At 48.8% G+C, this 24,710-nt stretch carries 29 protein-coding genes and 1 riboswitch; of the genes, 26 read left to right on the top strand and 3 right to left on the bottom strand.

The genetic code is table 11. The annotated features are described in order from the left end of the window. The first annotated feature begins 346 nt into the window (after positions 1-346). The gene (locus tag PLA01S_RS30005) at positions 347-784 is read left to right on the top strand and encodes a hypothetical protein (protein ID WP_127595965.1); all 438 of its coding nucleotides are present in this window, start codon (positions 347-349) and stop codon (positions 782-784) included. A gap of 96 nt (positions 785-880) precedes the next feature. Here PLA01S_RS30005 and PLA01S_RS30000 read toward each other — a convergent pair whose 3' ends face one another. Beyond that, complete coding sequence (locus tag PLA01S_RS30000; RefSeq protein WP_127595963.1) at positions 881-1,402, bottom strand: hypothetical protein; 522 nt, start codon at positions 1,400-1,402, stop codon at positions 881-883. Positions 1,403-1,634: 232 nt separating this feature from the next. Here PLA01S_RS30000 and PLA01S_RS29995 point away from each other — a divergent pair, with 232 nt between their 5' ends. The 10 genes from PLA01S_RS29995 (at position 1,635) to rsmI (ending at position 9,725) form a co-directional block, all read left to right on the top strand. Then, positions 1,635-1,820 carry a sigma factor G inhibitor Gin gene (locus PLA01S_RS29995; RefSeq protein ID WP_071221101.1) on the top strand — a complete coding sequence of 62 codons (186 nt, stop codon included), beginning with the start codon at positions 1,635-1,637 and terminating at the stop codon, positions 1,818-1,820. A gap of 139 nt (positions 1,821-1,959) precedes the next feature. Next, positions 1,960-3,627 carry an aminotransferase class I/II-fold pyridoxal phosphate-dependent enzyme gene (locus tag PLA01S_RS29990; protein ID WP_127595960.1) on the top strand — a complete coding sequence of 556 codons (1,668 nt, stop codon included), beginning with the start codon at positions 1,960-1,962 and terminating at the stop codon, positions 3,625-3,627. 89 nt (positions 3,628-3,716) lie between these two features. Next, positions 3,717-4,361: a dTMP kinase gene (gene tmk / locus PLA01S_RS29985; protein WP_127595957.1), complete on the top strand. Its 645-nt coding sequence runs from the start codon at positions 3,717-3,719 to the stop codon at positions 4,359-4,361. 64 nt (positions 4,362-4,425) lie between these two features. Beyond that, positions 4,426-4,755 (top strand): cyclic di-AMP receptor DarA, encoded by a 330-nt coding sequence (gene darA, locus PLA01S_RS29980; RefSeq protein WP_006207400.1) that lies wholly within the window; start codon positions 4,426-4,428, stop codon positions 4,753-4,755. 337 nt (positions 4,756-5,092) lie between these two features. Further along, entirely contained in the window at positions 5,093-5,536 is a 444-nt protein-coding gene (locus tag PLA01S_RS29975; protein ID WP_100541663.1) for a YaaR family protein, read from the top strand. 83 nt (positions 5,537-5,619) lie between these two features. Further along, positions 5,620-6,606 carry a DNA polymerase III subunit delta' gene (holB, locus tag PLA01S_RS29970; protein WP_127595954.1) on the top strand — a complete coding sequence of 329 codons (987 nt, stop codon included), beginning with the start codon at positions 5,620-5,622 and terminating at the stop codon, positions 6,604-6,606. A gap of 56 nt (positions 6,607-6,662) precedes the next feature. Beyond that, a complete protein-coding gene (locus PLA01S_RS29965) occupies positions 6,663-7,463 on the top strand; it encodes a PSP1 domain-containing protein (RefSeq protein ID WP_071221096.1) in 801 nt (266 codons plus the stop codon). A gap of 32 nt (positions 7,464-7,495) precedes the next feature. Beyond that, a complete protein-coding gene (yabA, locus tag PLA01S_RS29960) occupies positions 7,496-7,864 on the top strand; it encodes a DNA replication initiation control protein YabA (protein WP_009591928.1) in 369 nt (122 codons plus the stop codon). A gap of 203 nt (positions 7,865-8,067) precedes the next feature. Beyond that, positions 8,068-8,835: a tRNA1(Val) (adenine(37)-N6)-methyltransferase gene (locus PLA01S_RS29955; RefSeq protein ID WP_127595951.1), complete on the top strand. Its 768-nt coding sequence runs from the start codon at positions 8,068-8,070 to the stop codon at positions 8,833-8,835. Further along, entirely contained in the window at positions 8,832-9,725 is an 894-nt protein-coding gene (rsmI, locus tag PLA01S_RS29950; protein WP_127595948.1) for a 16S rRNA (cytidine(1402)-2'-O)-methyltransferase, read from the top strand. Before PLA01S_RS29955 ends, rsmI begins: the two co-directional genes overlap by 4 nt. A gap of 267 nt (positions 9,726-9,992) precedes the next feature. Here rsmI and PLA01S_RS29945 read toward each other — a convergent pair whose 3' ends face one another. After that, on the bottom strand, positions 9,993-10,247 hold the full coding sequence (locus PLA01S_RS29945; protein WP_006207408.1) for an AbrB/MazE/SpoVT family DNA-binding domain-containing protein: 255 nt from the start codon (positions 10,245-10,247) through the stop codon (positions 9,993-9,995). A 323-nt stretch (positions 10,248-10,570) separates the two neighbouring features. Here PLA01S_RS29945 and PLA01S_RS29940 point away from each other — a divergent pair, with 323 nt between their 5' ends. The 13 genes from PLA01S_RS29940 to PLA01S_RS29880 all read left to right on the top strand — a co-directional run bounded on the left by PLA01S_RS29940 (position 10,571) and on the right by PLA01S_RS29880 (position 23,188). After that, the gene (locus PLA01S_RS29940; protein WP_127595945.1) at positions 10,571-11,860 is read left to right on the top strand and encodes an HD domain-containing protein; all 1,290 of its coding nucleotides are present in this window, start codon (positions 10,571-10,573) and stop codon (positions 11,858-11,860) included. A gap of 93 nt (positions 11,861-11,953) precedes the next feature. Then, a complete protein-coding gene (locus tag PLA01S_RS29935) occupies positions 11,954-12,721 on the top strand; it encodes a TatD family hydrolase (protein WP_174819277.1) in 768 nt (255 codons plus the stop codon). A 205-nt stretch (positions 12,722-12,926) separates the two neighbouring features. Then, positions 12,927-13,141: riboswitch (cyclic di-AMP (ydaO/yuaA leader) on the top strand. Between the two features lie 270 nt (positions 13,142-13,411). Next, positions 13,412-14,599, top strand: a complete 1,188-nt coding sequence (locus PLA01S_RS29930; RefSeq protein ID WP_127595942.1) for a resuscitation-promoting factor — start codon at positions 13,412-13,414, stop codon at positions 14,597-14,599. 186 nt (positions 14,600-14,785) lie between these two features. After that, entirely contained in the window at positions 14,786-15,337 is a 552-nt protein-coding gene (gene rnmV, locus PLA01S_RS29925) for a ribonuclease M5 (protein ID WP_127595939.1), read from the top strand. Then, complete coding sequence (gene rsmA, locus PLA01S_RS29920; protein WP_127595936.1) at positions 15,334-16,218, top strand: 16S rRNA (adenine(1518)-N(6)/adenine(1519)-N(6))-dimethyltransferase RsmA; 885 nt, start codon at positions 15,334-15,336, stop codon at positions 16,216-16,218. The genes rnmV and rsmA overlap by 4 nt, the downstream gene beginning before the upstream one ends. Positions 16,219-16,331: 113 nt before the next feature. Further along, positions 16,332-17,234: a sporulation peptidase YabG gene (gene yabG, locus PLA01S_RS29915; RefSeq protein ID WP_127595933.1), complete on the top strand. Its 903-nt coding sequence runs from the start codon at positions 16,332-16,334 to the stop codon at positions 17,232-17,234. Positions 17,235-17,523: 289 nt separating this feature from the next. Then, entirely contained in the window at positions 17,524-17,799 is a 276-nt protein-coding gene (gene veg / locus PLA01S_RS29910; RefSeq protein ID WP_006207415.1) for a biofilm formation stimulator Veg, read from the top strand. A gap of 227 nt (positions 17,800-18,026) precedes the next feature. Beyond that, on the top strand, positions 18,027-18,209 hold the full coding sequence (locus PLA01S_RS29905; RefSeq protein ID WP_009591920.1) for a small, acid-soluble spore protein, alpha/beta type: 183 nt from the start codon (positions 18,027-18,029) through the stop codon (positions 18,207-18,209). A gap of 178 nt (positions 18,210-18,387) precedes the next feature. Next, positions 18,388-19,242, top strand: a complete 855-nt coding sequence (ispE, locus tag PLA01S_RS29900; RefSeq protein WP_127595930.1) for a 4-(cytidine 5'-diphospho)-2-C-methyl-D-erythritol kinase — start codon at positions 18,388-18,390, stop codon at positions 19,240-19,242. 109 nt (positions 19,243-19,351) lie between these two features. Then, positions 19,352-20,176 carry a pur operon repressor gene (gene purR, locus PLA01S_RS29895; RefSeq protein ID WP_127595927.1) on the top strand — a complete coding sequence of 275 codons (825 nt, stop codon included), beginning with the start codon at positions 19,352-19,354 and terminating at the stop codon, positions 20,174-20,176. Positions 20,177-20,362: 186 nt separating this feature from the next. Continuing rightward, entirely contained in the window at positions 20,363-20,647 is a 285-nt protein-coding gene (spoVG, locus tag PLA01S_RS29890) for a septation regulator SpoVG (RefSeq protein WP_006207419.1), read from the top strand. 110 nt (positions 20,648-20,757) lie between these two features. Further along, complete coding sequence (gene glmU, locus PLA01S_RS29885; RefSeq protein ID WP_127595924.1) at positions 20,758-22,152, top strand: bifunctional UDP-N-acetylglucosamine diphosphorylase/glucosamine-1-phosphate N-acetyltransferase GlmU; 1,395 nt, start codon at positions 20,758-20,760, stop codon at positions 22,150-22,152. Positions 22,153-22,234: 82 nt separating this feature from the next. After that, on the top strand, positions 22,235-23,188 hold the full coding sequence (locus tag PLA01S_RS29880) for a ribose-phosphate diphosphokinase (protein ID WP_006207421.1): 954 nt from the start codon (positions 22,235-22,237) through the stop codon (positions 23,186-23,188). A gap of 156 nt (positions 23,189-23,344) precedes the next feature. On the opposite strand, the gene PLA01S_RS29875 is transcribed toward PLA01S_RS29880, so the two are convergent. Then, positions 23,345-23,545, bottom strand: coding sequence for a hypothetical protein (locus PLA01S_RS29875; RefSeq protein ID WP_071221084.1), 201 nt, complete (start codon positions 23,543-23,545; stop codon positions 23,345-23,347). A 107-nt stretch (positions 23,546-23,652) separates the two neighbouring features. Between PLA01S_RS29875 and pth the strand changes: the two genes are divergently transcribed. Then, the gene (gene pth / locus PLA01S_RS29870; protein ID WP_100541650.1) at positions 23,653-24,216 is read left to right on the top strand and encodes an aminoacyl-tRNA hydrolase; all 564 of its coding nucleotides are present in this window, start codon (positions 23,653-23,655) and stop codon (positions 24,214-24,216) included. Between the two features lie 125 nt (positions 24,217-24,341). Then, positions 24,342-24,572: an anti-sigma-F factor Fin family protein gene (locus tag PLA01S_RS29865; RefSeq protein ID WP_100541649.1), complete on the top strand. Its 231-nt coding sequence runs from the start codon at positions 24,342-24,344 to the stop codon at positions 24,570-24,572. The last annotated feature ends 138 nt before the right edge of the window (positions 24,573-24,710 follow it).

The raw sequence follows: 24,710 nt of genomic DNA, 5'->3' as shown, positions 1-24,710 counted from the left end.
GAAAAACCACTGTCGATGTAATCGATGGTGGTTTTTATTTGTTTTTATTGAAGTTTTGATGAAATGCAGATTTAGAGATTGTCCGACTAATGATATTTGCTGCAGCGTGTTGTCAGTAGCTTCTCTGTTATATAACATGATCATAAAATTGACGTAAACAGATGAAGATTTTGTTACCGATACGATGCCAAAAATCAGTATAATAGAATTAGGCATAATCGGGTAAGTGATTACCGATTTGCGCAGGCTGTAGGAAATAAGGCCTGATTGGAAGGTTCTCCATTAACCAACCAACTATGAATACTCATCTGGAGACCGGTTATTGTGGGGGAAGGAGGACAATTACATGTTGTGTAAAAGTGGTCTGCATGTGGCAGGGATGATCTGTGCGGTTTCGATACTGTTGATCGGATCCGGATGTGGGGCATCCACAGAACCAAGCTGGAAAACCTTTGACGGCGCGGCGAATGTGAAGTCATTCCCGGTTCCGAAGGAAGCGAATAAAACGGAGCAAACCACAGGCAATAGTGACTTGGATTATGTACGGTATGCGCTTCCTGGCTTGAAGGAAGACGACAGCATTCCTGAAGCTTACCTGGAAGAGATTGAGTCCTGGGGATGGAAGCAGAAGGAAGTTGAAGATAACGGTGCTTCGTTAGTATTTGAAAAAGGCAAAAGTATCGTCCACCTATCGGTGCATGACGATTTCCTTATAATCACGGTTCCGACTCAGCTTAAAAAACAAGTCATACAAGGATTGGAAAGCAATAAAGCAAATGAATAAAGACCTCTTTCCGACTTCGGAATGAGGTCTTTATTCATTTATGAAACGGAAAAAGAATTTATAACGCTATGTAGTGATGGACGCAGAGTTCTAATATTATTGCAGGTAGTAGGAGATGTCCTGTTCATTCATTTTCAACATGCCATCTTTACGCTGGCCGCTCAAACGCAGCATCGTATAGCCGCGAGGGAGAAGGAACCACAGATGCCAGAACAGAAGTGCGATCGCAAAAGGCAGCGGTGACCAGAAGGCCATGATAGCGCTTAAGACAATCCCTACCCAACAGGTATAGAACTGCACCAAATTAAATACGCGACGGCTGACGTGTTGATCCGGTATATAACCAAGCCAAGGCAACCTCAGACGGAAGCGCCAACGTTTCCGGTAGCTTGTTCCCAATAGGATGAGCACGGTATGCCCAACGACATACTGGATCCATAACATAAGCGGAAAGGCGATTAGCAGATAAAGCAGGAAATACGGTGATACCCAAAATGTCCCTGCAGCCGCAGCAAGCCAAGGCAGGCTTAAGTAGAGGATGAGCAAGCTTTTGGAAATTTGGATTTTCTTAATTAATCGATAGTGATAAAAGGTGGCTTGACCATGTGGATCTGCCATTGGGCTATGCCGTCCCCCTTTAAGTAGAAGTAAATTTCGATAGACGAGAAGTTTAAGTCTTTTATGTTTTTATCGGACAAAATCATATTTTTATTAAGCTGAAAAAAAAGGTACAGACACAAGGCCACCAAGGGGTACATATAAATAAAGCGTAGACCGATATCCTATGAAAAGGTTTAAAATAATAGAAACTGTGTCATACTAATAGGAAAAGGATCAAGGTGGGATGGTTATGGAAGAATTGACCGAACACGTGTGTATCATATGCAATCAGACGAAGACAGAGGGGATTACCATTGTATCGCAATTCGTATGCGAGGAATGTGAATCCGAAATCGTTCATACCAGCGCGGAAGATGCCAAATATCATTTTTTCATCCGTCAATTAAAACAGATTGCCATGCCAAAAAATGCATAGATGCCGGTACACGCGTCAAATGGGCCTGAATGAGAGGCCTTTTTTTGTTTAGAGGGGATTTTCCGTTCATGGAGACGTAGGCGTAGGTTTCAAATTGCGTTAAAATAGGTTAGAGAATGTAATCCGAAGGGATATGTCGATGACTACACATAGAGAGCGTGCCCCACTTGCAGAGGCTTTAATGGGGTATCGGGAACGTGGGGCTTCATCTTTTCACGTACCTGGTCATAAAAATGGCAGGGCATATGTGGGAGAAGGTAATGCTACGGAGATGCTGCGAGAGGCCATGCGCATTGATGTGACGGAAATTACCGGGACCGATGATTTATTTCATCCTGAAGGCGTTATTCAGGAAGCACAGGAGCTGGCGGCCGATTGTTTTGGCGCAGAGGAAAGCTTCTTCCTGGTGGGCGGGAGTACGGCTGGCAATCTGGCGCTGATCCTGACAGTATGCCGCGAACCGGGGGATATCCTGCTCGTTCAGCGGAACGTACATAAGTCCGTCTTGAGCGGATTGATGCTGGCCGGTGCACAGGCGGTATTTCTTCAGCCGGAGATGGACAAGCAGAGCGGTTTAGCCGTTGCTCCATCCGCAGCTACACTAGCAGCGGCTCTTGAGGCCTTCCCTGAGGCCCGGGGCGCAATCATCACGATGCCGAACTACTACGGGATGGGGAGCGACTTAAGACCGCTCGCGGATGCTTGCCATGAGCGAGGCATTCCACTGCTCGTGGATGAAGCGCATGGAGCTCATTACGGACAGCATCCCCAGCTGCCGATGAATGCTTTGTCATGCGGCGCGGATGGTGTGGTTCAATCCACACACAAGATGTTAGCCGCTATGACGATGGGAGCCATGCTGCATGTACAGGGCGGGCTGCTCGACCGCAGCCTGCTGCGCCAGCGGCTGGCCATGGTGCAGAGCTCCAGCCCCTCGTACCCGCTCATGGCTTCGCTGGATCTGGCACGGCGCCTGCTGCACACGCAGGGCGCAGGCGCCTTCACGGCTGGCCTGGCCGCCGTGGAGGCCTTCCGGCGCGGCCTCGCGAAGCTACCGCGCTTCGGGCTGCTGCAGCCGCCGCAGCCCGGGGGCCACGCCGCGGGCACAGCCGCTGCGGCATATACCCGCCAGGACCCGTTCAAGGCGGTCATCTATGACCGCACCGGGTCCCTGAGCGGGTATGCACTCCAGCGCGCACTAGAGGCGCGCGGCTGTGTGCCGGAGATGAGCGACGAGCTGCGCGTCGTCTTATTGTTTACGCTGGGATCGACTCGGGAAGATGCGAATCACGTCTTATGGGCTCTTGTGCATATTGTAGAGCAGGGGGAGAAGACAGAAGGGAGCGTAACCAAACCAGGCACTACGGCAGAGAGCACGGAATTCCTGATCCGGACATTGCGGGATCAGGGGGATTTCACGAGTTATGAGCCGCCAATGGCCCACGGGAATATGGATTCCAATGATTCGGATGTCGGTGCTAACTTGTTAACTGAAACAAAACGGATTTTCGATGTTTCCACGTGGAACAATTTGTCCTCGGAGATTCCTTATTCGGCCCCAATTCCTTTCTCACTTAGGCCGATTGAGAGGGAGAGGTTGGAATCGGTGCCCTTAGAGAAGAGTGCTGGTCGAAAGGCAGCAGAGATGGTTATTCCCTATCCACCAGGTATACCGATCTTATACCCTGGTGAAGACATCTCAGCGGGAATGGAACAGAGGCTTATGGGATTAAGGAATGCGGGGGCAAAATGCCAGGGGATATCCGATCCGACGCTGCAAACCATTGTCGTTTATAAGGAAACGTGAAGGAAGTGACTCCACTATACGTTGGTATATCTACCGGAGCGTATAACTTCGAGCTCCATGATCAACAAATGATGAAAGCAGGATACGCTATGAATAATCGCAGACCACTATTTATTACCATCGAAGGAGGAGACGGATCCGGTAAAACGACCATGATGGGCAGACTCGCTGCCTTTATGCAGAATCATTCGATCCCGTATCTGATTACACGCGAACCCGGCGGTATTGAGATTGCGGAGAAAATCCGCTCCATTATTCTCGATCCGGAGCATACCGCGATGGATGCACGGACAGAAGCATTGTTGTATGCGGCAGCCCGCCGCCAGCATCTTGTGGAGAAGGTGGAGCCGGCTTTGAGTCAGGGCTTGACTGTTCTGTGTGACCGATTCGTGGACAGTAGTCTGGTTTACCAGGGATATGCACGCGGACTGGGCATGGAGGAGGTATGGGACATCAATCAATTTGCGATCGATACCCGCATGCCGGATCTAACGCTGTTGTTTGATGTGGAGCCGAAGATTGGCATGTCACGGATCACGGCGAATGCAGACCGGGAAATGAATCGGCTGGATATGGAGACCATGGCATTTCATGAGAAAGTTAGGGAAGGCTATCTATTGGTAGCAGAGCGTAATCCGGATCGAATTCGCATCGTGGATGCTTCCAAGACGCCGGCTCAGGTGGAAAGAGAAATGATTCGTCACTTGGAAGACGCGATATTAAAGGATTTTTGAGGTTGTTTGTCAAATAAGTAGTGTTAAGGACATACGATGTCCAAATAAACAAGGAGGGTTTACCATGAAATTGATTGTTGCGATTGTCCAGGATAAAGATAGCAACCGTCTCTCCGCCGCATTGGTCAAAGCTAATTTTCGGGCAACAAAGCTTGCAAGTACAGGCGGCTTCCTGAAGGCGGGGAACACCACCTTTATGATCGGGGTAGACGATTCACAGGTTGAAAGTGTGCTCAGCGTCATTCGCACAAGCTGTAAGGTTCGTGAACAGCTGGTCACTCCGGTAACCCCTATGAGTGGTACAACCGATTCCTACTTGCCGCTTCCTGTCGAAGTTCAGGTTGGTGGCGCAACGGTGTTTGTTCTCCCTGTAGAACGATTCGAGCATTTCTAAATTCATTTTCTGGATCTGCGATAGATACGTAACGGATGTTTTTATTGGGATATTTGACGGCTGTGTTCTCCTGTAACCAAAGTCTTCTGAACCACTTCTGTATCATAATAAAAATAGTTACCGTAGATCGCCGCACTCGGGAGATGATCTTAATAGATGGATGAATTGGATGGATTCCGGATAATCGCCCCATTTATTGATAATTGTCAGTGAATCGCTTGACAAGTAATCCATTTCAAGGTACGTTCACGTGAGGCACAGGTTTGTTCGATATGAACGTACCGGATGCCTCCGTTTTATTAGATGCAAAGAATAACGCAATAGGCGGTGGATTCAGGTGAAGATCAATCCGGGCTTTCGGCCCATGAAAAGTGAACTCACGGTGCCGGATGGTAACGCCAGACCGATTCAGAAGCGATCGTTCTCGGATATGATGCAGCAGCAGGGAGATCGTGCAACCCATGAAGAGCTGAGTCGTCAAATGCGTGAAATTGCAATGCAAGGGGATCGTTTGGCAAAGGCGATGACCGTTCGCGAGCTAAAAGCGTATAAATTGATGGTTCGCCGATTCCTGGAGGAGACGGTACGCCGTGGTGTGAAAATGAAGGAAACGCGCGGCTGGGACCGCCGGGGACGCGGCAAGCGTTATAATGTAATCGATGAAGTCGATTCTGCGCTGCTCGCGATGGCGGATGAACTGCTGGATACGGAGCAGGGGAGAATTGATCTGCTGAACCGAGTTGGTGAAATTCGCGGCATGCTGATCAATCTTGTATTCTAGCCGCAAAAAGCAAGGAATCGTATCGTGATTCATGATTGCTCCGTAATGGAGGGTCATGAGGGATTGATAGAAAGTGAGGACTTATGTCTTTTAATGATATCGTAGGTCAAGAGACTGCGAAGCAACTGCTGCAAAATGCCTTGCGCCGTAATGCGGTCAGTCATGCCTATCTGTTTAGCGGCCCGAGTGGTGCCGGACAGATGCAGACGGCGCTTACGTTTGCCAAGGCTTTGTTTTGTACGGAACTTGAGGACGATGCCTGCGGTCAGTGTTTGGAATGCCGCAAGGTAGATCATGGCAACCATCCCGACCTTACGTTGATTGAGCCTGATGGAGCCAGCATTAAGATCGATCAGATTCGCGATCTTCAGCGTATATTCTCCTATCGATCGGAGAATCGCAATCCTAAGGTTTATATCATTGACCGGGCGGAGAAGATGACCACCCAGGCAGCCAACAGCCTGCTAAAATTTCTGGAGGAACCGCAAGCACCGGCTGTAGCTATTCTGATTGCCGAGAACGGACAAGCCCTTCTGCCCACCATTCAATCGAGATCCCAGCAGGTTCCATTCCGGGCTTTAGATCCCCAGATGATGGAGAAGGTTCTTGTAGGGGAAGGTTATCCTGCCGCACTTGTACGCTGCGCAGTTCATCTTTCGTCAGGACTTGATGAGTGCAGGAAAATATTGAGTGAGAATTGGTTTGCAGAAATTAGAAACGTAGTGTTACAATTAGGGAAGGAGTCTTTGAACCGCAGTGGCTCTGCGATCATCACAGCGAGTCAAAAAGTGTTCAAAACCGAGCTCTCAGATCATCTGGACCTATTGTTCAGTATGTTTCATTTATGGTTTAAGGACATGATCCATGTCCAGTATGGAAGGAAAGAGTCTCTCGTTTTCATAGATCAGGCAGAGTATATCTCTGGTCATGCATCAGCCCGCAGCACAGCACAGTGGGTGTCATACATGGATTTGGCCGCAGAGTGTCAGAAGAAGTTACGCTATAATGTCAATGGACAGCTCAGTTTAGAGCAGTTATTGATGGGTTTGGGCGGTAACACTCCGGCGTGAGCACACCCCCAGGCCCGCAGAATGGCCATTATGTACAGGCACAAGGGGGTTTATTTTTGTACAGTGTAGTAGGTGTCCGCTTTAAGAAAGCGGGCAAAATATATTACTTTGATCCGCTCGACCTGCCCGTGGAGAAGGAACAATCCGTCATTGTGGAAACCGCGAGAGGCATTGAGTATGGTCAAGTTGTGATAGGAAAGAAGGAGGTCGGTGAATCAGACGTTGTCCTTCCGCTTAAGAAGGTCATTCGGATCGCTGGTGATTCTGATGCCCGTGTGGTTGAAGAGAATAAACAAGCGGCAAAGGATGCATTCACCACCTGTTTAAATAAAATTCGGGATCACGAACTGAAAATGAAGCTGGTTGATGTGGAATTTACCTTTGACCGCAACAAAATCATTTTCTACTTCACGGCGGAAGGCCGTGTGGATTTCCGTGAGCTGGTCAAGGATCTGGCCAGTATATTTCGTACAAGAATCGAACTTCGCCAGATTGGAGTTCGCGATGAAGCGAAAATGCTCGGCGGTCTTGGACCTTGCGGACGCGTACTGTGCTGTTCCTCATGGCTTGGTGATTTTGAGCCGGTATCGATCAAGATGGCAAAGGATCAAAGCCTATCGCTCAATCCGACCAAAATTTCCGGGCTATGCGGAAGATTGATGTGCTGCCTGAAGTTTGAGCATGATAATTATGAAAGCGTGAAAGAAGAGCTTCCATCCGCTGGGAAAATGGTCGTCACTTCGCTTGGAGAAGGCAAAGTAGTCGGACTGAATGCGGATAAGCGGACGGTTCATGTTCAGCTGTTTGAAATTGGAAAGGTGAAAGAACTTCCAATGGATGACGTTGTCATCAAATAGTCCAATAGAATGTTTATTTTCGGGGTGTAGACTTGGAGAAGAAAAACATTTTTGTGCTCATTCAAGAGTTGGAAACACAGATGGGACATATACACAGTGAACTGGGTGGACTTAAGCTGGTCATCAAGGAACTGCTGGAAGAGAACCATCGCCTCAGTCTTGAAAATGAACAGCTCCGGAAAATTTTAAAGCGGGAAGTCAATCCGGCAGAATTGGAAAACCCAGTGGCTTTACAACCTCAGCCTCATGTGAAGGATGAGGAACATGAAGATGTGGTCGGCGAGGGGTATGACAACCTGGCTCGGCTGTATCATGAAGGCTTCCACATCTGCAATGTCTATTATGGACATCTGCGGACGGAAGGGGATTGCCTGTTCTGCTTGTCATTTTTGAATAAATAAGAAGCCGTAGGAGAAACTGCCTACGGTTTTTTTCTAGAATGGAAAGGTTATACTGTAAGGATCGCGATTGAAAAATACCATACGGCTGCTTGTCATGCAATGTGAAGAGCAGCCTTTTGTGTATTCATTTTATCGGGTACTATGTAGAGAGCCGATACACCAAAAGCGCGTGTTTGGAATTATGGAGATAAAGGGTTGAAACTATGAATTTGAAAGAAGTGTTATTGCAACCATCCGAGCGGATTGATGATCTGCTTACCCATGAGCTTGGCATCATCCAGAGTGAGGAGGTATTCAGCTTTTCCATGGACGCCGTCCTGCTTGCCAGGTTTGCCAGCATTCCGCGCAGGGGGCGGATTCTGGATATGTGCACGGGGAACGGGGTTGTTCCGATCCTGCTGTCGACTCGTACAGGCGCGCCGATCGAGGGGATTGAGATTCAGCCCAGACTTGCGGACATGGCCAGGCGGAGCGTCGAGATGAATGATCTCCAGGATCAGATCACGATCCATGAGGGCGATCTGCGGGAACTGTACAAGGAAAAAGGTTATGGAGCGTACGACCTGATTACGGTCAACCCGCCTTATATGCCGATGAATGGCAGCGATTTGAAGCTGAATGAGCACCAGGCGATTGCCAGGCATGAAATTCACTGTACGCTTGAGGAAGTGATTGAATCCTGTGCAAGACTGCTTCGCCAAGGCGGGAAGATGAGCATGGTCCACAAGCCTCTGCGGTTGGCGGAGATCATCAGCCTGATGAGCAAATATCGGATTGAGCCCAAAGTCATCCGATTTGTCCATCCGCGCGTGAATATGGAAGCGAACATGGTGCTTATTGAGGGGATTCGGGACGGGAAGCCTGAGGTTCGGCTGAAGCCCCCGCTAATCGTGTATGATGAGCAAGGAAACTACGGACTGGATTTTATGGAAATTTACTACGGAACACATAAGGATGAGACGAAAGAATGAGAACTCTTGTGCAGCAAAGTTATGCCGATCAGGGAGAGGGAAGCCCGGGTTCCCTGTATTTGGTGGCAACGCCGATCGGTAATTTGGAGGATATGACCTATCGCGCCGTGCGCATCCTACAGGAATGCGATATTATCGCGGCAGAGGATACACGGCAGTCACGAAAGCTGCTGACCCATTTCGAAATTCCGGCTAAACCGCTGTTTAGTTATCACGAGCATAATAAGGCGGCCAGCGGACCCGAAATCATACGTTATATAATAGAAGGAAAAAATGTGGCACTCGTCAGCGACGCCGGTCTGCCGGCGATTTCGGACCCTGGCAGTGATCTGGTTTCACTTGCGATTGAAGCAGGAATTTCGGTTATTCCGATCCCGGGGGCCAATGCCGCCCTTTCCGCCTTAATCGTGTCGGGTTTGCCGACCGAACGGTTTACGTTTATCGGCTTTTTGCCGCGGGAGCGTAAAGATATCGTCCAGCAGCTGCAAGCATTGCAATCGGCGCAGGGAACGTTATTATTTTATGAATCTCCGCATCGCGTGAAAAAGACCCTGGAGATCCTTCAGGAGGTACTGGGAAATCGGAAGGTGACCTTGGCTCGTGAACTGACCAAGCGCTATGAGGAATTCTTGCGTGGAAGCATCTCCGAATGTCTGGACTGGCTCACGGAGCATCCGCCATTGGGAGAATATTGTTTGGTGGTTGAAGCCGGCAGTGCAGAAGAGGAGCTCAGAGAGAAAAATGCCTGGTGGCAGGAGCTTTCGCTGGAGGAGCATGTGGAACATTATGAGCGGGAAGGACTAAGCCGCAAGGATGCCATGAAAAAAACCGCGGGTGATCGCGGTGTATCGAAGCGGGATATATATAACGCGCTCCTGACGGAGTCGTAATAAAATAACTTGGCGCAGGGGGATAACAAAATAGCCCCACAAAGTGGAGCCTATGCCTCGATGCGTATTCCAATTACTTTGCGGGGACCCCAAAACATATAAATGCGATTAAAGAATTGCTTACGCTTCGCTGTAAACTTATACATTCTTTAATCTCAAAAAAAAAGACCCTCCTGCGGCCGGGTTCATAGCCGAGGAAGGCACCAAGGAGATATGAAAAAGGTTAGAATTAACAAAATGTAATAATGCTATTATATACTAAAAATCTTAATTTGTCACAGGTGTAGGGATTTCCGAGATACATTCATGGCAAACAATTTTACCTTTGAAGTAAGTGACATTCTCAGCGTTACCACAGAAGATGCAGGCAGGCTCATATTTCTTAAGCATGATGCGTTCGCCGTCTACATAAATCTCCAATGCATCTTTCTCACCAATTCCGAGCGTACGGCGTAACTCGATCGGAATGACGACCCGTCCAAGCTCATCGACTTTCCTTACAATTCCTGTTGATTTCATCATAACTTATAAATGCCCCTCTCGCCATAATTTAAAAAAGTCATAATTCGACATAGTTCTAGTTTTTATGTTATTTATAGTACCAACGATTCCCAAAACAGTCAACCTATATTTTTGAAAAATCGGAACCTATTTACGAAAGTATAGTGAACAGAACCCTTGTATAGCAACGTAATTACCATAATCGAACCAATTTTTGCTGCGATTTTCGATTTGTCGATTTGGAAAGCGTAAATTTACCTTATTCGACATGGTTCGACATTAGATGTCAAAAGAAGTGTTTATCGGTTAATACCCAAATCGAAACGATAAGGAGTTGAGATGGAATGCATTCACCAATTTCGGAAGAAAAAGTGTTTAAGGATCCCGTCCACAATTATATTCATGTGCAAGACGATATCATATGGCGATTAATTGATACCCCGGAATTCCAGCGGCTCCGCCGGGTGAGGCAGCTTGGGACCTCATTTCTGACCTTTCACGGGGCTGAACACAGCCGATTCTCCCATTCACTGGGAGTCTATGAAATTACGAGAAGAATCATCTCTCAATTTGAACGAAGGGGATACTCCGATTGGCCAGTCGAGGAAAGGCAGGTTGCGCTCTGCGCGGCCCTGCTGCATGATGTGGGGCATGGACCTTTTTCCCATTCTATAGAAGAAGCTTTTCATATGAATCACGAGGATTGGACATGCCGAATTCTGCTTGGGGATACTTGCGTCAATCAGGTACTGCGGGAGCTCGGAGCGGATTTCCCCGAGAAAGTGGCTTCGGTTATTAACAAAACCTACGATAAACCGATCGTGATAAACCTGGTCACTAGTCCGCTGGACGCAGACCGGATGGATTATTTGCTAAGGGATGCGTATTATACGGGGGTTAATTATGGAACGATTGATATTGACCGGATCTTGCGGATGCTGCGGCCATACCGGGATCGGGTTGTTGTAAAGGAATCAGGCATGCACGCCGTGGAGGATTACCTGATGTCACGGTATCAGATGTACTGGCAGGTATATTTTCATCCCGTCACGCGAAGCTCCGAGATCATCCTGCGCCAAATCTTTCGCCGGGCAAAGGAACTGCATGACAGCGGGTATGCTTTCCGGTTCATGGTAGAGCCGCTTCCTGCGTTGTTTGCAGGCCATATTGACGTGAATCAATACCTGCGTCTTGATGAAGCCCTGATTCAAACCTCCTTTCTGCAATGGACGGAGGAAGAAGACAAGCTTCTTAGCGAATTATGCGGCCGTTTCATGCACCGAAAGCTCTACAAATATGTAGAAATCGACAATATCGATCTGGAAACCATCGACGGGATACGCCAAGCGTTCCATACCGTGGGATTACATCCGGAATATGACCTGGAGATTGATTTTCCAACCGATCTTCCTTATGATAAAGTTCATTCCGATATGCCGCTTAACGAAAAACAGATTCTGCTTCTGGATCGGCATGATGAGCTAAAGGAAATCTCGGAGGTATCCGATATTGTACGCTCGATCAGCGGCATTCATAAAGGACGGTACCATCTTTATTATCCGGAGGAGAAGGTGGGTCCGCTGCTGGCTCAAATGCCGGAGAAGATAGCCGGTGTTTTCAAACAACAACATTAACCTAGTGGGAATAAACAACGCTTGGTGCATTTGTAATTTACCCAACTAATGGAAGATATACGACACAGAAACGACAGGAAGGAGAGTGTGAATATTATGCTGTTCGACACGCACACTCATATGGACGCTCCCCAATTCGACGAAGACCGGGAAGCGGCTATCCAGCGAGCGCTTGAAGCCGGCGTCACGCGGATGATCAATATCGGATTTAACCGGGAGACGATCCCGACCACGATGAAGCTGGCAGAGACTTATGATTTTATTTACGCGGCGGTGGGCTGGCATCCTGTAGATGCGATTACCATGGAGGATCAGGATCTCGATTGGATCGCTGCTTTATGCAGTCATGAGAAAGTGGTGGCAATCGGCGAGATCGGTTTGGATTATTATTGGGATACATCCCCGAAAGAAGTCCAGCACCGTGTGCTTCGACGTCAGATCGGACTTGCCCGGGAGTTGAACATGCCCATTGTCATTCATAATCGGGATGCGCATGAAGATATCGTTAACATTTTGCGGGAGGAAAAAGCCTCCGAAGTCGGCGGTGTCATGCATTCCTTCTCCGGAAGCTGGGAAACGGCCAAAATGTGCTTGGATATGGGATTCCATATCTCATTTGGCGGGCCGATTACGTTCAAGAATGCGAAGCAGCCCAAAGAGGTTTTGGCAAAGGTTCCGCTTGATCGATTATTGATCGAAACGGACGCGCCTTACCTGACACCCCATCCCTTCCGCGGAAAACGAAATGAGACCGCATATGTAAAATTGGTGGCGGAGGCGGCAGCCGAAATTCGAGGGTTGTCCTATGAGGAATTGGCCCAAATTACCACCAAAAATGCGCTGGAACGATTTGGTATTTAACGAAAACGAGAGCAAAAGCGATGAAAAAGAGAGCAATCACGATTAATTAAAGTTTTTTAATCAGAAAAGGCGTTGATATTACAATATTTTAACCTTTTACATGAGAAAATGTGGTTGAATGTTGCTTTACAACCTGCATGTAAACAGGATATCATCTTTTCAGTGATAAGAAGCTGTGATGTGCAGATCGCAGCCGAATATTTCATGAACCGTCTCGCTTAATCTCCGAAATTCTGGAGAACGGGGGAACCGATACTGCCGTGCATACTGGTCTGAATGCACGAAGCTGTATTTGATTTCTTTTTCGGGTCTTTGGGGTGAATTTGAAGGATCTCGCCATGAGCGGGCATCCGGATATAGGGCGTCTCTCTCACGTCCGAACCCGACAGCTAACTCCGTAAGCGAAATAAGAGGGGAAATCTCGTGCATACCATTTCCATGATTTCATTCATCAGGAAGCCACGTTAGAGCCTCTAGTACTCTTTCAATGGCTTTCTTTTATTTTTGAATAATGGAGAAGGGATCATCATACTCTTGGTAAACAGGAGGTGATGGCAGATGGACGGAAGACGGGAATTGACGCAGGGTGTAGATAGATAGCAGGATGCCCTGTGAGAAAAATTGCTATAGTCACGTCAAATGCATTCATGCGTTTACCTAGACGGCGGGACTATGAAGGAGGATGGAATAGTGGGCATTTTTCAACCTGAAGAAACCCATGAATCACAATCATCCAGCATGTCTTACGCATTGAGATGGAAGCATGACAATTTGCGTCAACTGATGTTGCTCGGCGCCATGGGTGCCGTTACGGTATCACTTCTCATATCGTTGGTTGTACATGATCAGGCAGGCAAGGAGGTTCAGCTTGTCGTCGACGGCCGGGTCACTACGGTGGAAACACGTGGATCGTTGCTGCAGGAATTGCTGGATGAGCAAGCGATCACGTTGAGTCCCCAGGATCAGATCTCGATGCCTCTGAACGGCGCGATCCAGGACGGAGACCGAATTATCATTGAACGGGCAATTCCAGTCAAAGTTACGGTAGGCAGCACAACCAAAACCATATTTACATCCCAGGATACGGTTGATCATGTACTCAAAGAGGCTGGCGTTACGATCCAGGGTGAGGATATAGTACAACCGTCGCAAGACACGAAGCTGACCAGCAATATGAATATCCATGTCGTTCGCGTCACGAAACAAAAAGTCAAGGAGACGGAAGACCGCGAATTCCGCGTGATCAAGACAGCCGACCCATCGCTTGAAAAGGGCGATAACCGCGTCATTCAGCGGGGCGAGCCTGGCCTCATGGTGAACCATTACGAGAAGGTCTACCACAATGGCAAGCTGGTTTCCAAGACGAAGGTCTCCCAAGAGATTGAGCGCAAAACGAAGGATAAAATCATTGCCGTAGGCACGAAAAAAGTGGAGAAGCCTGTTATCGTTCAGGCGGCAGCCACCGATGTAAAAGCAACACCGGCTAAATTGTCGGGCACGAAAAAAGTAACGACCGCCAAGGCTGTGGAGAACAATGTAGTCTCCCGCGCAGGCGTTGATTTTAAATACAAGAAGGTATTGAACAACGTGTCGATGACGGCGTATTCCGCCGAGCAGCAAGGAATCGGTACGCGCACTGCATCCGGCACACGCGTTACAGAAGGGCGCACCATCGCCGTTGACCCTAACATCATCCCAATCGGATGGTGGGTCTATATCGAAGGCATTGGCTTCCGTCGTGCTGAAGATACGGGCGGTGCCATTAAAGGCAACAAAATCGATGTTTATTACGATTCGTTGAAATCGGCCATGAATTTCGGCCGGAAGAGCGGCCGCACCGTTTACGTGATCGGTCCGGTTAAGCCTGAATTGAACTAGACGCATGAATTCCAATTTACATTGCCATTCTAATGCTATACTATTTAGCTTATAATATATGATGATCAAGAAGAGGGAATATTTCCTCTTCTTTTGTTTTGTTAAGAACGGAGTATTTAAGGCTAAGTTGGTTGAACCTTAAAGTTGTACAGGCCTGCTTTGCTTGGGAAGGAAGAGAACGAACGCATGATTAAAGAAGTGATTGTTGTGGAAGGCAGAGACGATACCGTTGCCATTAAACGGGCCGTAGACGCCGATACGATCGAAACGGGCGGTTCAGCGATCAACAAGCAAATCCTGAAACGCATAGCGCTTGCCCAGGAGCGCAGAGGCGTTATTATATTGACAGATCCTGACCATGCAGGGGAGCGGATCCGCAAAATCGTGGATCAGGGGGTGCCTGGCTGCAAGCATGCCTTTATTCCGGAAGCAGATGCTACCCGCAAAGGGGATATCGGCGTGGAGAATGCTTCGCCAGAGGCGATTCGGCGTGCGCTCGAGCGGGTTCATACCTCCTTTGAGGGTAGAGAGAGCCTGATCAGCTTGGAGGACATGCTGGAGGCTGGATTATCAGCTCACCCGGAGGCGGCGGCAAGACGTATGGCGATGGGGAATCTGCTGGGGATCGGATATTGCAACAGCAAGCAATTCCATAAACGATTGGCCATGTTTCAAATATCGCGTGAAGAATTTCTGGCCGCACTTGCACAACTGGAAGAAGGGGGCGTAAGCCAATGAATCGGATCGAGGATATATCAACACCAAGACGGACGAAGGAGATCATCTCACGGCATGGATTCTCCTTCAAGAAGAGTCTGGGTCAAAACTTTCTCATTGATCAGAATATTCTGTATAAAATTGTGGAAGCTGCAGGACTGGATGAAGATAAGGGAGCGCTGGAGATCGGCCCTGGTATCGGTGCATTAACCGAGAAGCTGGCACAGACGGCAGGAACCGTCACCGCGGTCGAAATTGATCAGCGCCTGATTCCCATCCTGAGGGAGGTCCTGGAGCCCTATGAGAATGTGAAGGTGCATCATGGGGATGTACTGAAGGTCGATCTTCATGGGCTGTTCCGTCAGGATTTTGCTGACGTATCGAAGGTAAGTGTGGTTGCCAATCTGCCGTATTATGTAACGACGCCGATTCTCATGAAGCTGCTGGAGGAAAAGCTGCCGCTGGAGAATATCGTGGTGATGATTCAGAAAGAAGTGGCAGAGCGGATGGCAGCGGCACCGGGAAGCAAGGATTACGGCAGCCTTAGTATTGCCGTTCAATATTACAGTGAACCTAAGCTGGTCTGTATTGTGCCGCATACGGTGTTTATCCCGCAGCCGAATGTCGCTTCCGCGGTTATCCGCCTGGCGGTCCGGGAACAGCCTCCTGTCAGCGTAGAAGACGAAGGGTTCTTCTTCGAGGTGGTCCAGGCTTCTTTCGCACAGCGGAGGAAGACGATTGCCAACAATCTGAAGAGCCGGTTTTTTCCGGGAGAAGGCCGTGAACGGCTGGAGCAATTGCTCCAGGAAGCGGGCATCGAGCCCTCACGGCGCGGTGAGACCCTGAGTATTGAAGAGTATGCCCGGCTTAGCAACATATTGTACAATGCGGATATACGTTAATACAGCCATTAGAGAGCCCATAAGACCCGTGAAGGTCTCAACGCGATAAATTGATCTTTCGTAAGAACCAATAGTCACAGTGGCCCATACCATAGGGTAGGGGTGATGTTGTGATGAACTTGGGAGACTTGGTCGTTCGTAAATCCTACGGCGGCGATGTAACGTTCCGGGTAGAAGGCATGCGGCAAAATAATAATATTGTCATCAAAGGGACGGAATTCCGGTTACTGGCCGATGCTCCCGTTGATGATCTGGTCACGGTCCCGCATCCCACCTTAAGCGAACGAACAAAGCAGGCACAGATCAAAGCCAATGAGTCGCTGGACCGCCTGCAGAAGCACAGACAGGAGCAGGGCGAGCGTCAACTGGCCAGCCTGCGCAATATTGAAGGCGGACAGCTTGCGGATAAAGGATATTTTGACGTGCCGGGCAAGGTGCTGCATTTGGATGGAGATCCCCAATACCTGAAAAAGAGTTTGACCTTGTACAATCAGCTTCGGGTCCCAGCGGAAGGCCATTATATCAATGAGTCGGGGATGGCCGATTCATTATATCGTCTTCTTCCGCGGGTAAGACCTGATATCGTTGTAATTACAGGTCATGATGGAGTTTTGAAGAGACGACAGCCATACGATTTATATAGCCTGGACAGCTATAAGAATTCACACAACTTCGTTACGGCCATTCAGGTAGCGCGTCAATATGAGCGCAATCTGGATTCCCTGGTCATTGTAGCCGGGGCGTGCCAATCGCATTTTGAAGCGCTGTTGCAGGCTGGAGCCAATTTTGCCAGCTCACCAGGGCGAATCCTCATCCATGCGCTGGATCCCGTCTACGTCGCCGCCAAGGCAGCCTATACGTCGGTCAGGGATACCGTGAACATCCATGATGTCGTTCATCATACGATCAGCGGCAGCCAGGGCGTGGGCGGAATCGAGACGAGAGGCAGCTACAGGATCGGTCTGCCCAAGCTTCAGGATTTGTCCACGTTGAAGGTTACGCCTTCGGTTAGTTAAGTCCGTACTGTGTTCTGAAGGTGGCGTATCGGCCATTGGAGAAAGACCCGAGAAGAACCCCACAAGCTGGGGTTTTTTATTTTTTGTTTCAATTCTTTAAGAAAGTTGTCAAAAAAAATACATAAAGCTTGTCAATTTAGCGCATATTAAAGCAAATGCACACGAGAAATACAGGGTCAAAAAAAATACGTTGACAATATATTTTTGATGCTGATATAATTAATGTTTTTGAATTGACAAATGACTGAATCTTTTGTATAATGGACAAGGAAAGAGGTGGTCGTCGACAATGGCTAAAAACGCGCTGTTGGAAATCAAACGCAGTCTCGATGCCCATTTAGGGCAAAAAATTACGCTTCGGGCTAACGGTGGCCGTCGGAAGACCGTCGAGCGTACTGGTGTTTTGGAAGAAACGTACCCTTCTGTTTTCATTGTGAAGCTGGATCAAGACCAGCAAACTTTTAAACGTGTGTCCTACAGTTATGCCGATATTCTGACCGAAACCGTGGAAATCATGGTAACCGGTGATGACAACGAGATGCGAATCACCTATATCAAGTCATAACGATATGTCATGAGAGAGCAGTCTCCACTTACAGGGAGGCTGTTTTTTGTTGCCATCGATCCGGGGGGAATGACAAGAGGGGGTTGAACACATACTAATGCTGCGCGAAGGCTTCTTCATCCGTTCCATATGCGGAGGTTAAGCTTGCAGGGTTCATAAAAAGCCACTGCATCGCGCCGGATGCTGTTCATGCCATACTCAATACATTTTCCAAGGAGGCGGGATTGATGAGCAGGAGAAGACGAAGCATCATGTCCGATCAATTGAAGACCGAATTGGCTAAGGAATTGGGATTCTACGATACCGTGGAAAAAGAAGGCTGGGGAGGCATTAAGGCCAAGGATGCCGGCAACATGGTAAAACGGGCGATTGAGCTCGCCGAGCGGGCAGCCCGCAAATCCGATCTGTAACAGAAAGACCATAACGCGGCAGGGGCTTCCGGTTAAGTGGAAGCCCCTGTTTGTTTACCCCCATCAAACGGTCCCATGACTTCAAAGCCTGAGTTTGTTAATATAGAGGCATTAGATGTTTTTCCTCGAATATGTTAAGTTCAAGCATATGGGAAAAGCTAAGGATAGGTGAACGTTCTTGAAAATATACGAAAAAGCACCGGCCAAAATCAATTTGATGCTGGATGTACTTCATAAACGTCCTGACGGCTTCCATGAGGTAGAGATGGTCATGACGATGATCGACCTCGCCGATCGGCTCGAAATGTCCGAACAGAAGCGGGACACCATCATCATCACCTCACAGGCAGGGTACATACCGCTGGATGAGAAGAATTTGGCCTTTCAGGCAGCAAGACTAATCAAAGAGCGCTACGACGTGAAAAAGGGTGTGCATATTCACCTGGACAAAAAAATCCCCGTTGCCGCGGGACTCGCAGGAGGCAGCAGTGATGCAGCGGCAACACTGCGAGGCTTGAACCGCCTCTGGGGACTGGGCATTCCCCAGCAGGAGCTGCTCGCACTCGGCGCAGAGCTTGGCTCGGATGTGCCGTTCTGCGTAACGGGCGGCACCGCACTGGCTACGGGGCGCGGCGAGATACTCACGCCGATCCCGAACCCGCCGCAGTGCTGGGTGATCGTGGCGAAGCCGCCGATCAATGTGTCGACGGCGGAAGTGTACGGCCGTTTGCGAAGCGAGCAAATTCAGCGCCATCCATCGGCAGAGCGCATGGTAGAGGCGCTCACGCAAGGAAGCTTCCAGCAGATGTGCCAATCGCTGGGTAACGTGCTGGAGGAGGTTACCTTGAAGATGCACCCGGAAGTTCAGCAGCTGAAGGAAGGAATGCTGAAATTGGGAGCTGACGGTGCGCTCATGTCCGGAAGCGGCCCTACCGTCTTCGGTCTGGTCTTCAAGGAATCCAAAGTAGCCCGGATTTATAACGGCCTGCGGGGATTCTGCAAGGAAGTATATGCCGTTCGCCTGCTGACTTAGAAACGGTTATGTTTGACAATTCGGGGTCGAATTTCAAACAAAGTTGTATAAATACGTACAAAGGTGTTATATTTAACATATAATATTCGGATTTAGCGAGGAACCCTAGGTGAAAAAATTAAAACGAAGCGAACGATTGGTCGATATGACCCAATATTTACTATCTAAACCGCATAAGCTGATTCCGCTGACAACGTTCGCCGAGCGATATGGAGCAGCCAAGTCATCCATCAGTGAGGATTTGGCGATCATTAAGGACGTGTTCGAGAGCGAGGGACTCGGAGAGCTTCAGACGCTGGCCGGCGCAGCGGGAGGAGTCAGATACATTCCGAAGCTGCGCAAAGATCATGCCTTGCGGTTTGCGGAGGAGCTGTGCCAGCAGCTTCAGCAATCGGATCGGATTCTGCCGGGCGGTTATTTGTATATGTCTGATCTGCTCGGACAACCTTCGCTGATGAACGAGGCGGGCAAGATCATTGCCACGGCATTCTCTGACCGGGATATCGATGTGGTCATGACCGTGGAAACCAAAGGAATTCCGCTGGCCTATGCGACAGCGGCGCAATTGAACCTGCCGGTCGTACTAGTTCGCCGGGACCATCAAGTGACGGAAGGATCGGCCGTAAGCATCAATTATGTATCGGGCTCACACAAGAGCATCCATACCATGTCATTATCCCGCCGGGCGCTCAAGGAGCGCTCCCGCGTGCTGATTGTGGATGATTTCATGAAGGCAGGTGGTACCATTCAAGGAATGGTCGATCTGCTGGGTGAATTTAATGCCGAAGTCGCAGGTGTCGGTGTGCTGGTGGAGTCGGGAGCGGTGGAAACCGAGGAAAGACTTCTGGAGGACTATATTTCACTGGCCATCTTAAGCGATGTGGACTCCAAAACGAAGAGAATTACCGTCAACCCTGGTAATTATTTCGAATAATAGAGTCGCGATATTTGTCGATATAATAGCGTTTTCATTCGAATTAGCCCGAAGTCTGTCGAAAATATCACATTCTAAAAAAAATTCCTGTTTTTAGGACATTTTGTATTAGAAAAAAGAAGGATTTCTGGTTTGCTGTGTGGAATTATACACCAAGTCTCTGATGGAAAAAGGTGGTGAACACATATGCAAATTACGGATGTCAGACTCCGCCGTGTTAACTCTGAGGGGAGAATGAAGGCAATCGCATCCATTACCATCGATAATGAATTTGTCGTTCACGACATTCGCGTCATCGACGGAAACAATGGAATGTTTGTTGCAATGCCGAGCAAACGCACTCCTGATGGAGAATTCCGCGACATTGCCCATCCCATTTCTTCCGGTACTCGCGAGAAAATTCAATCGGCTGTATTGGCCGAGTATGAGCGAGCGGCTACTGAAGAAGAAGTGATTGAAGAAGGCGCTTAAGATTTACAATTGGGGTTCAAGGAAAAGAGAGCCATACCTGTGGCTCTCTTTTCTTTTTTTGTAGAATGATATATATTCAGTAGTGAGTTCAAGAGGAGGAGGCATGGCCCTTGAAAAGATTTGCTATTGTGCTCGCCGCTGGGCAGGGCAAACGTATGAAATCCAAACTATATAAAGTGCTGCATCCTGTTTGTGGCAAGCCGATGGTCGGACATGTATTACAAACCGTACAGCAGGTAAACTGTGAACGGAGTGTTGTGGTCGTAGGCCACGGCGCGGAAGCGGTTCGCACCTATCTGCAAGACGCAGCCGAGTATGTACTGCAGGAGCAGCAGCTCGGAACGGGTCACGCTGTGAAGCAAGCCAAGGAATTACTTGGCGGCGAAGAAGGATCCACGATTGTCATTTGCGGGGATACTCCGCTGGTGACGTCCGAGACACTGGAAAATCTTTTGAAGCTTCATGAAAGCAACAATGCTGCCGCTACGGTGCTTACCGCGCATATGGATAACCCGAAAGGCTACGGCCGGGTCATTCGAGGCGAGGATGGCAGCGCACTTCGGATTGTTGAGCAGAAAGATTGCAGTCCGGAAGAGGACGCAGTCACTGAAATTAATACCGGTACCTATTGTTTTGACAATAAAAAGCTATTCGCTGCACTGGACAATGTAACCAACCAGAATGCGCAGCAGGAATATTACCTGACCGATTGCATCGGTATTCTGAAACAAGCCGGCGAGACCGTGCTTGCTTATCAGACGGATGATTACGCGGAATCGATTGGCGTCAACGACCGCCTGGCGCTGTCCGAAGCCGAAGGCTTCATGAGAGAGCGTATCAACCGCACGCACATGTTGAACGGTGTTACGATCATTGACCCGGCTTCAACCTATATCGGAGCCGATGTTAAGATTGGTTCAGATACGGTGCTCTATCCCGGTACCGTCCTGAAAGGGAACACGGTGATCGGTGAAGATTGCGTGATCGGACCGGATACCGATATCGAGGACTCCGTTATCGCGGATGGTGCCAGCGTCAAACATTCGGTGCTCAGCAGCGCTGAAGTCGGCTCTCGGACCTCGGTAGGACCGTTTGCTTATCTTCGTCCAGGCGCCAAGCTGGGGGATGATGTAAAGGTGGGCGACTTCGTCGAAGTGAAGAACGCCACGATTGATAACGGCTCTAAAGTATCCCATCTCAGTTATGTTGGTGATGCCAAAGTCGGCAAAAACGTTAATATCGGCTGTGGTGCGATTACAGTCAACTATGATGGTTATAATAAGTCCATTACCGAAATTGAAGATGATGCATTTATCGGCAGTAATGTGAATTTGATTGCACCGGTGAAGGTGGGCAAGGGCGCATTCATTGTTGCAGGCTCTACCATTACGCATTCCGTTTCGGACAATGATTTGGCCATCGCCAGACAGCGTCAGGAGAACAAGCCAGGGTATGCAGAGAAGATCCGGGCACGCGCCATCGCCAAGAAGAACAAGAATTCGTAATTATCCCTGCTTCCTTTAACCAAGATATGAAGCGGTGATCGGATACCTAATTCAACGAACCAGCACGGAGGGTTTTTATTCTATGACTTATCTTGATTCTAAATTAAAAATATTCACGTGTAATTCCAATCCTAAACTTGCCCATCAAATTGCCGATTATATCGGCATTCCGATGGGGGAATCGCATACAACCAGCTTTAGCGACGGCGAGATTCAAGTAAAGCTCTCCGAGAGCGTGCGGGGCTGCCATGTTTATATTGTGCAGTCCACTTGTTTGCCGGTGAATGATAACCTGATGGAACTGCTGGTTATGGTGGATGCGCTCAAGCGGGCATCTGCGAAGAGCATCAACGTGGTTATTCCGTATTACGGATATGCTCGTCAAGACCGCAAAGCGCGTTCGCGGGATCCGATCACCGCTAAGCTGGTTGCGAACCTGATCGAAAAAGCAGGAGCTCATCGCGTCATTACGATGGACCTGCATGCGATGCAGATTCAGGGATTTTTCGATATTCCGGTGGATCATCTGCTCGGCGTGCCGATTCTTGCCCAATATTTCCGTTCAAAGCAGATCGAGAACCCAGTCGTTGTATCTCCGGATCACGGCGGTGTGGTTCGCGCGAGAAAGCTTGCTGATTTCCTGAATGCGCCGCTGGCGATTATTGATAAACGCCGCCCGGAGCCGAATGTCAGTGAAGTCATGAACATTATCGGGAATATCGAAGGCAAGACCGCCATTCTGATCGATGACATTATCGATACCGCCGGTACGATTGTGCTGGGTGCCAATGCGTTGATGGAAGGCGGCGTTAAGGAAGTCTACGCATGCTGTACACATCCGGTTCTCTCGGGCCCTGCCCATGAGCGACTGGAAAACTCCCCGCTGAAGGAAGTTGTTGTGACAGACACCATTCCGATCACCAATCCGAACCCTAGCAGCAAGCTGACAGTGTTGTCGGTTGCTCCGTTAATGGGTGAAGCCATCATCCGGGTTCATGAGGAATTGTCGATTAGTAAATTGTTTGAAATAGAATAATAAACCGTGTAAAGGCAGGGTTACATCTCCTCATGAGGAGATGTAACCCTTGTCGGCTATGGCGACTTTGCTGCTTTGGTTTGGCAAGAGCAGGTCCAAGAGCCAGAAAGAAAACGTTTTCATAATTTCAGCCTGTTAATGCGGCACAGGCATGTGTCAATATCCGGGCCTGGAGATGAAAGTGAAGGTATTCCGGTTGTACAGCGTCCCCTCAAGCTCGACAAAATAGGCGTCGACTGCAGTGATCAGACCCACGTCTATGTGACAACCCAGTTCATAGACTTGAACAGGGATGCCATGCTTCATATGGTATTGAAAATGGCTGTGGTGCGTTAACTTCTGTTCGAAAGCTTTCAATGCCGATTCACCTTCTTATGAGGGCATAACGCCGATAGGTTTTGTTCATATTGTACTCAGAAATGCGCAAAGAAGAAAGTATAAATCGTGAAAGGAATCAACCTGTGATGAAATGGATTGTCGGACTGGGCAACCCCGGTTCAAATTATGAGAAGACACGCCATAATGTTGGGTTCATGGCGCTGGATGCTCTGGCAGAGCGACACGGCATGAAGTTCAATCAGAATAAATGCAAATCGGTCATCGCCGAGGGAGTGATTGGCGGCACCAAAACTGTCCTGATCAAACCGATGACGTTCATGAATCTTTCGGGCGAGGCCGTACGTGCTTATATGGATTATTATAAAGTGAGTCTTGAGGACATGATTGTGGTCTATGATGATTTGGATACCGTCGTCGGTAAGATCCGCCTGCGATATCAGGGCAGTGCCGGAGGACATAATGGCATTAAATCCATTATTCAGCATACCGGGACTCAGAGCTTCAACCGCGTCCGTATGGGCATATCGAGGCCAGAGCCGGGTTATGCCATTGTGGATTATGTGCTTGGCACTTTTCCGAAGAAGGAACGCGAACAGCTGCAGAGCATGGTGGAGGAGACCTGTGACGCGCTGGAATTCAGTCTGGATCATACCTTTGAACAGACGATGGCGAAGTTTAACAAATCCTAGAAAATCATCATAGGATGGAAGTATTCGAGAGATGATTCCAAAGGCATAAGAACCGGAAGATCGAAGTCTTAAACGAGGGAAATCCGGGCATACTGAAGGTATATACGACCTTCAGGAGGCATATGATGGCGATAACCTATGTTTGTAGACACTGTCGGGCGTTTCAGGGCCGCATCGATTCCAATCACGTATCCGAAGCCCGCCTTGGATTTGATTCCTTGACCCCTGAGGAACGCAAGGATATAATAGCCTATGATTTTGACGGAGAAGTGATGGTCCGGGTAACCTGCGATCATTGCAGAGAAGCTCTTGAAGCCCATCCGGAACTTAGCCTTTTGGCAAATCCCCTGCAATGAGAGTATAATGGGGTACACGACGTTTTTTGGTAGAAGACATACAGCGGCAGGCTCTGCCGCTGCTCTAGCCTTGGCAGTTTTGCTCAAGGCTTCTTTTCGGTTATAATTTTTTGGCAATCGTCTAAAATTCCATGAGAA

The sequence above is a fragment of the Paenibacillus lautus NBRC 15380 genome, from assembly GCF_004000945.1.
Classification (GTDB): Bacteria; Bacillota; Bacilli; order Paenibacillales; family Paenibacillaceae; genus Paenibacillus_AQ; species Paenibacillus_AQ lautus.
The sequence above is the reverse complement of the archived record's forward strand: the minus strand, read 5'-3'. Positions and strand labels throughout refer to the sequence as shown.

Bases quoted from the DNA above. Each gene is read 5' to 3' on its own strand.
- PLA01S_RS30005 (WP_127595965.1), top strand. From the start codon at position 347: ATGTTGTGTAAAAGTGGTCTGCATGTGGCAGGGATGATCTGTGCGGTT.
- PLA01S_RS30000 (WP_127595963.1), bottom strand. From the start codon at position 1,402: ATGGCAGATCCACATGGTCAAGCCACCTTTTATCACTATCGATTAATT.
- PLA01S_RS29995 (WP_071221101.1), top strand. From the start codon at position 1,635: ATGGAAGAATTGACCGAACACGTGTGTATCATATGCAATCAGACGAAG.
- PLA01S_RS29990 (WP_127595960.1), top strand. From the start codon at position 1,960: ATGACTACACATAGAGAGCGTGCCCCACTTGCAGAGGCTTTAATGGGG.
- tmk (WP_127595957.1), top strand. From the start codon at position 3,717: ATGAATAATCGCAGACCACTATTTATTACCATCGAAGGAGGAGACGGA.
- darA (WP_006207400.1), top strand. From the start codon at position 4,426: ATGAAATTGATTGTTGCGATTGTCCAGGATAAAGATAGCAACCGTCTC.
- holB (WP_127595954.1), top strand. From the start codon at position 5,620: ATGTCTTTTAATGATATCGTAGGTCAAGAGACTGCGAAGCAACTGCTG.
- PLA01S_RS29955 (WP_127595951.1), top strand. From the start codon at position 8,068: ATGAATTTGAAAGAAGTGTTATTGCAACCATCCGAGCGGATTGATGAT.
- rsmI (WP_127595948.1), top strand. From the start codon at position 8,832: ATGAGAACTCTTGTGCAGCAAAGTTATGCCGATCAGGGAGAGGGAAGC.
- PLA01S_RS29945 (WP_006207408.1), bottom strand. From the start codon at position 10,247: ATGATGAAATCAACAGGAATTGTAAGGAAAGTCGATGAGCTTGGACGG.
- PLA01S_RS29940 (WP_127595945.1), top strand. From the start codon at position 10,571: ATGCATTCACCAATTTCGGAAGAAAAAGTGTTTAAGGATCCCGTCCAC.
- rnmV (WP_127595939.1), top strand. From the start codon at position 14,786: ATGATTAAAGAAGTGATTGTTGTGGAAGGCAGAGACGATACCGTTGCC.
- rsmA (WP_127595936.1), top strand. From the start codon at position 15,334: ATGAATCGGATCGAGGATATATCAACACCAAGACGGACGAAGGAGATC.
- yabG (WP_127595933.1), top strand. From the start codon at position 16,332: ATGAACTTGGGAGACTTGGTCGTTCGTAAATCCTACGGCGGCGATGTA.
- veg (WP_006207415.1), top strand. From the start codon at position 17,524: ATGGCTAAAAACGCGCTGTTGGAAATCAAACGCAGTCTCGATGCCCAT.
- PLA01S_RS29905 (WP_009591920.1), top strand. From the start codon at position 18,027: ATGAGCAGGAGAAGACGAAGCATCATGTCCGATCAATTGAAGACCGAA.
- spoVG (WP_006207419.1), top strand. From the start codon at position 20,363: ATGCAAATTACGGATGTCAGACTCCGCCGTGTTAACTCTGAGGGGAGA.
- PLA01S_RS29880 (WP_006207421.1), top strand. From the start codon at position 22,235: ATGACTTATCTTGATTCTAAATTAAAAATATTCACGTGTAATTCCAAT.
- pth (WP_100541650.1), top strand. From the start codon at position 23,653: ATGAAATGGATTGTCGGACTGGGCAACCCCGGTTCAAATTATGAGAAG.
- PLA01S_RS29865 (WP_100541649.1), top strand. From the start codon at position 24,342: ATGGCGATAACCTATGTTTGTAGACACTGTCGGGCGTTTCAGGGCCGC.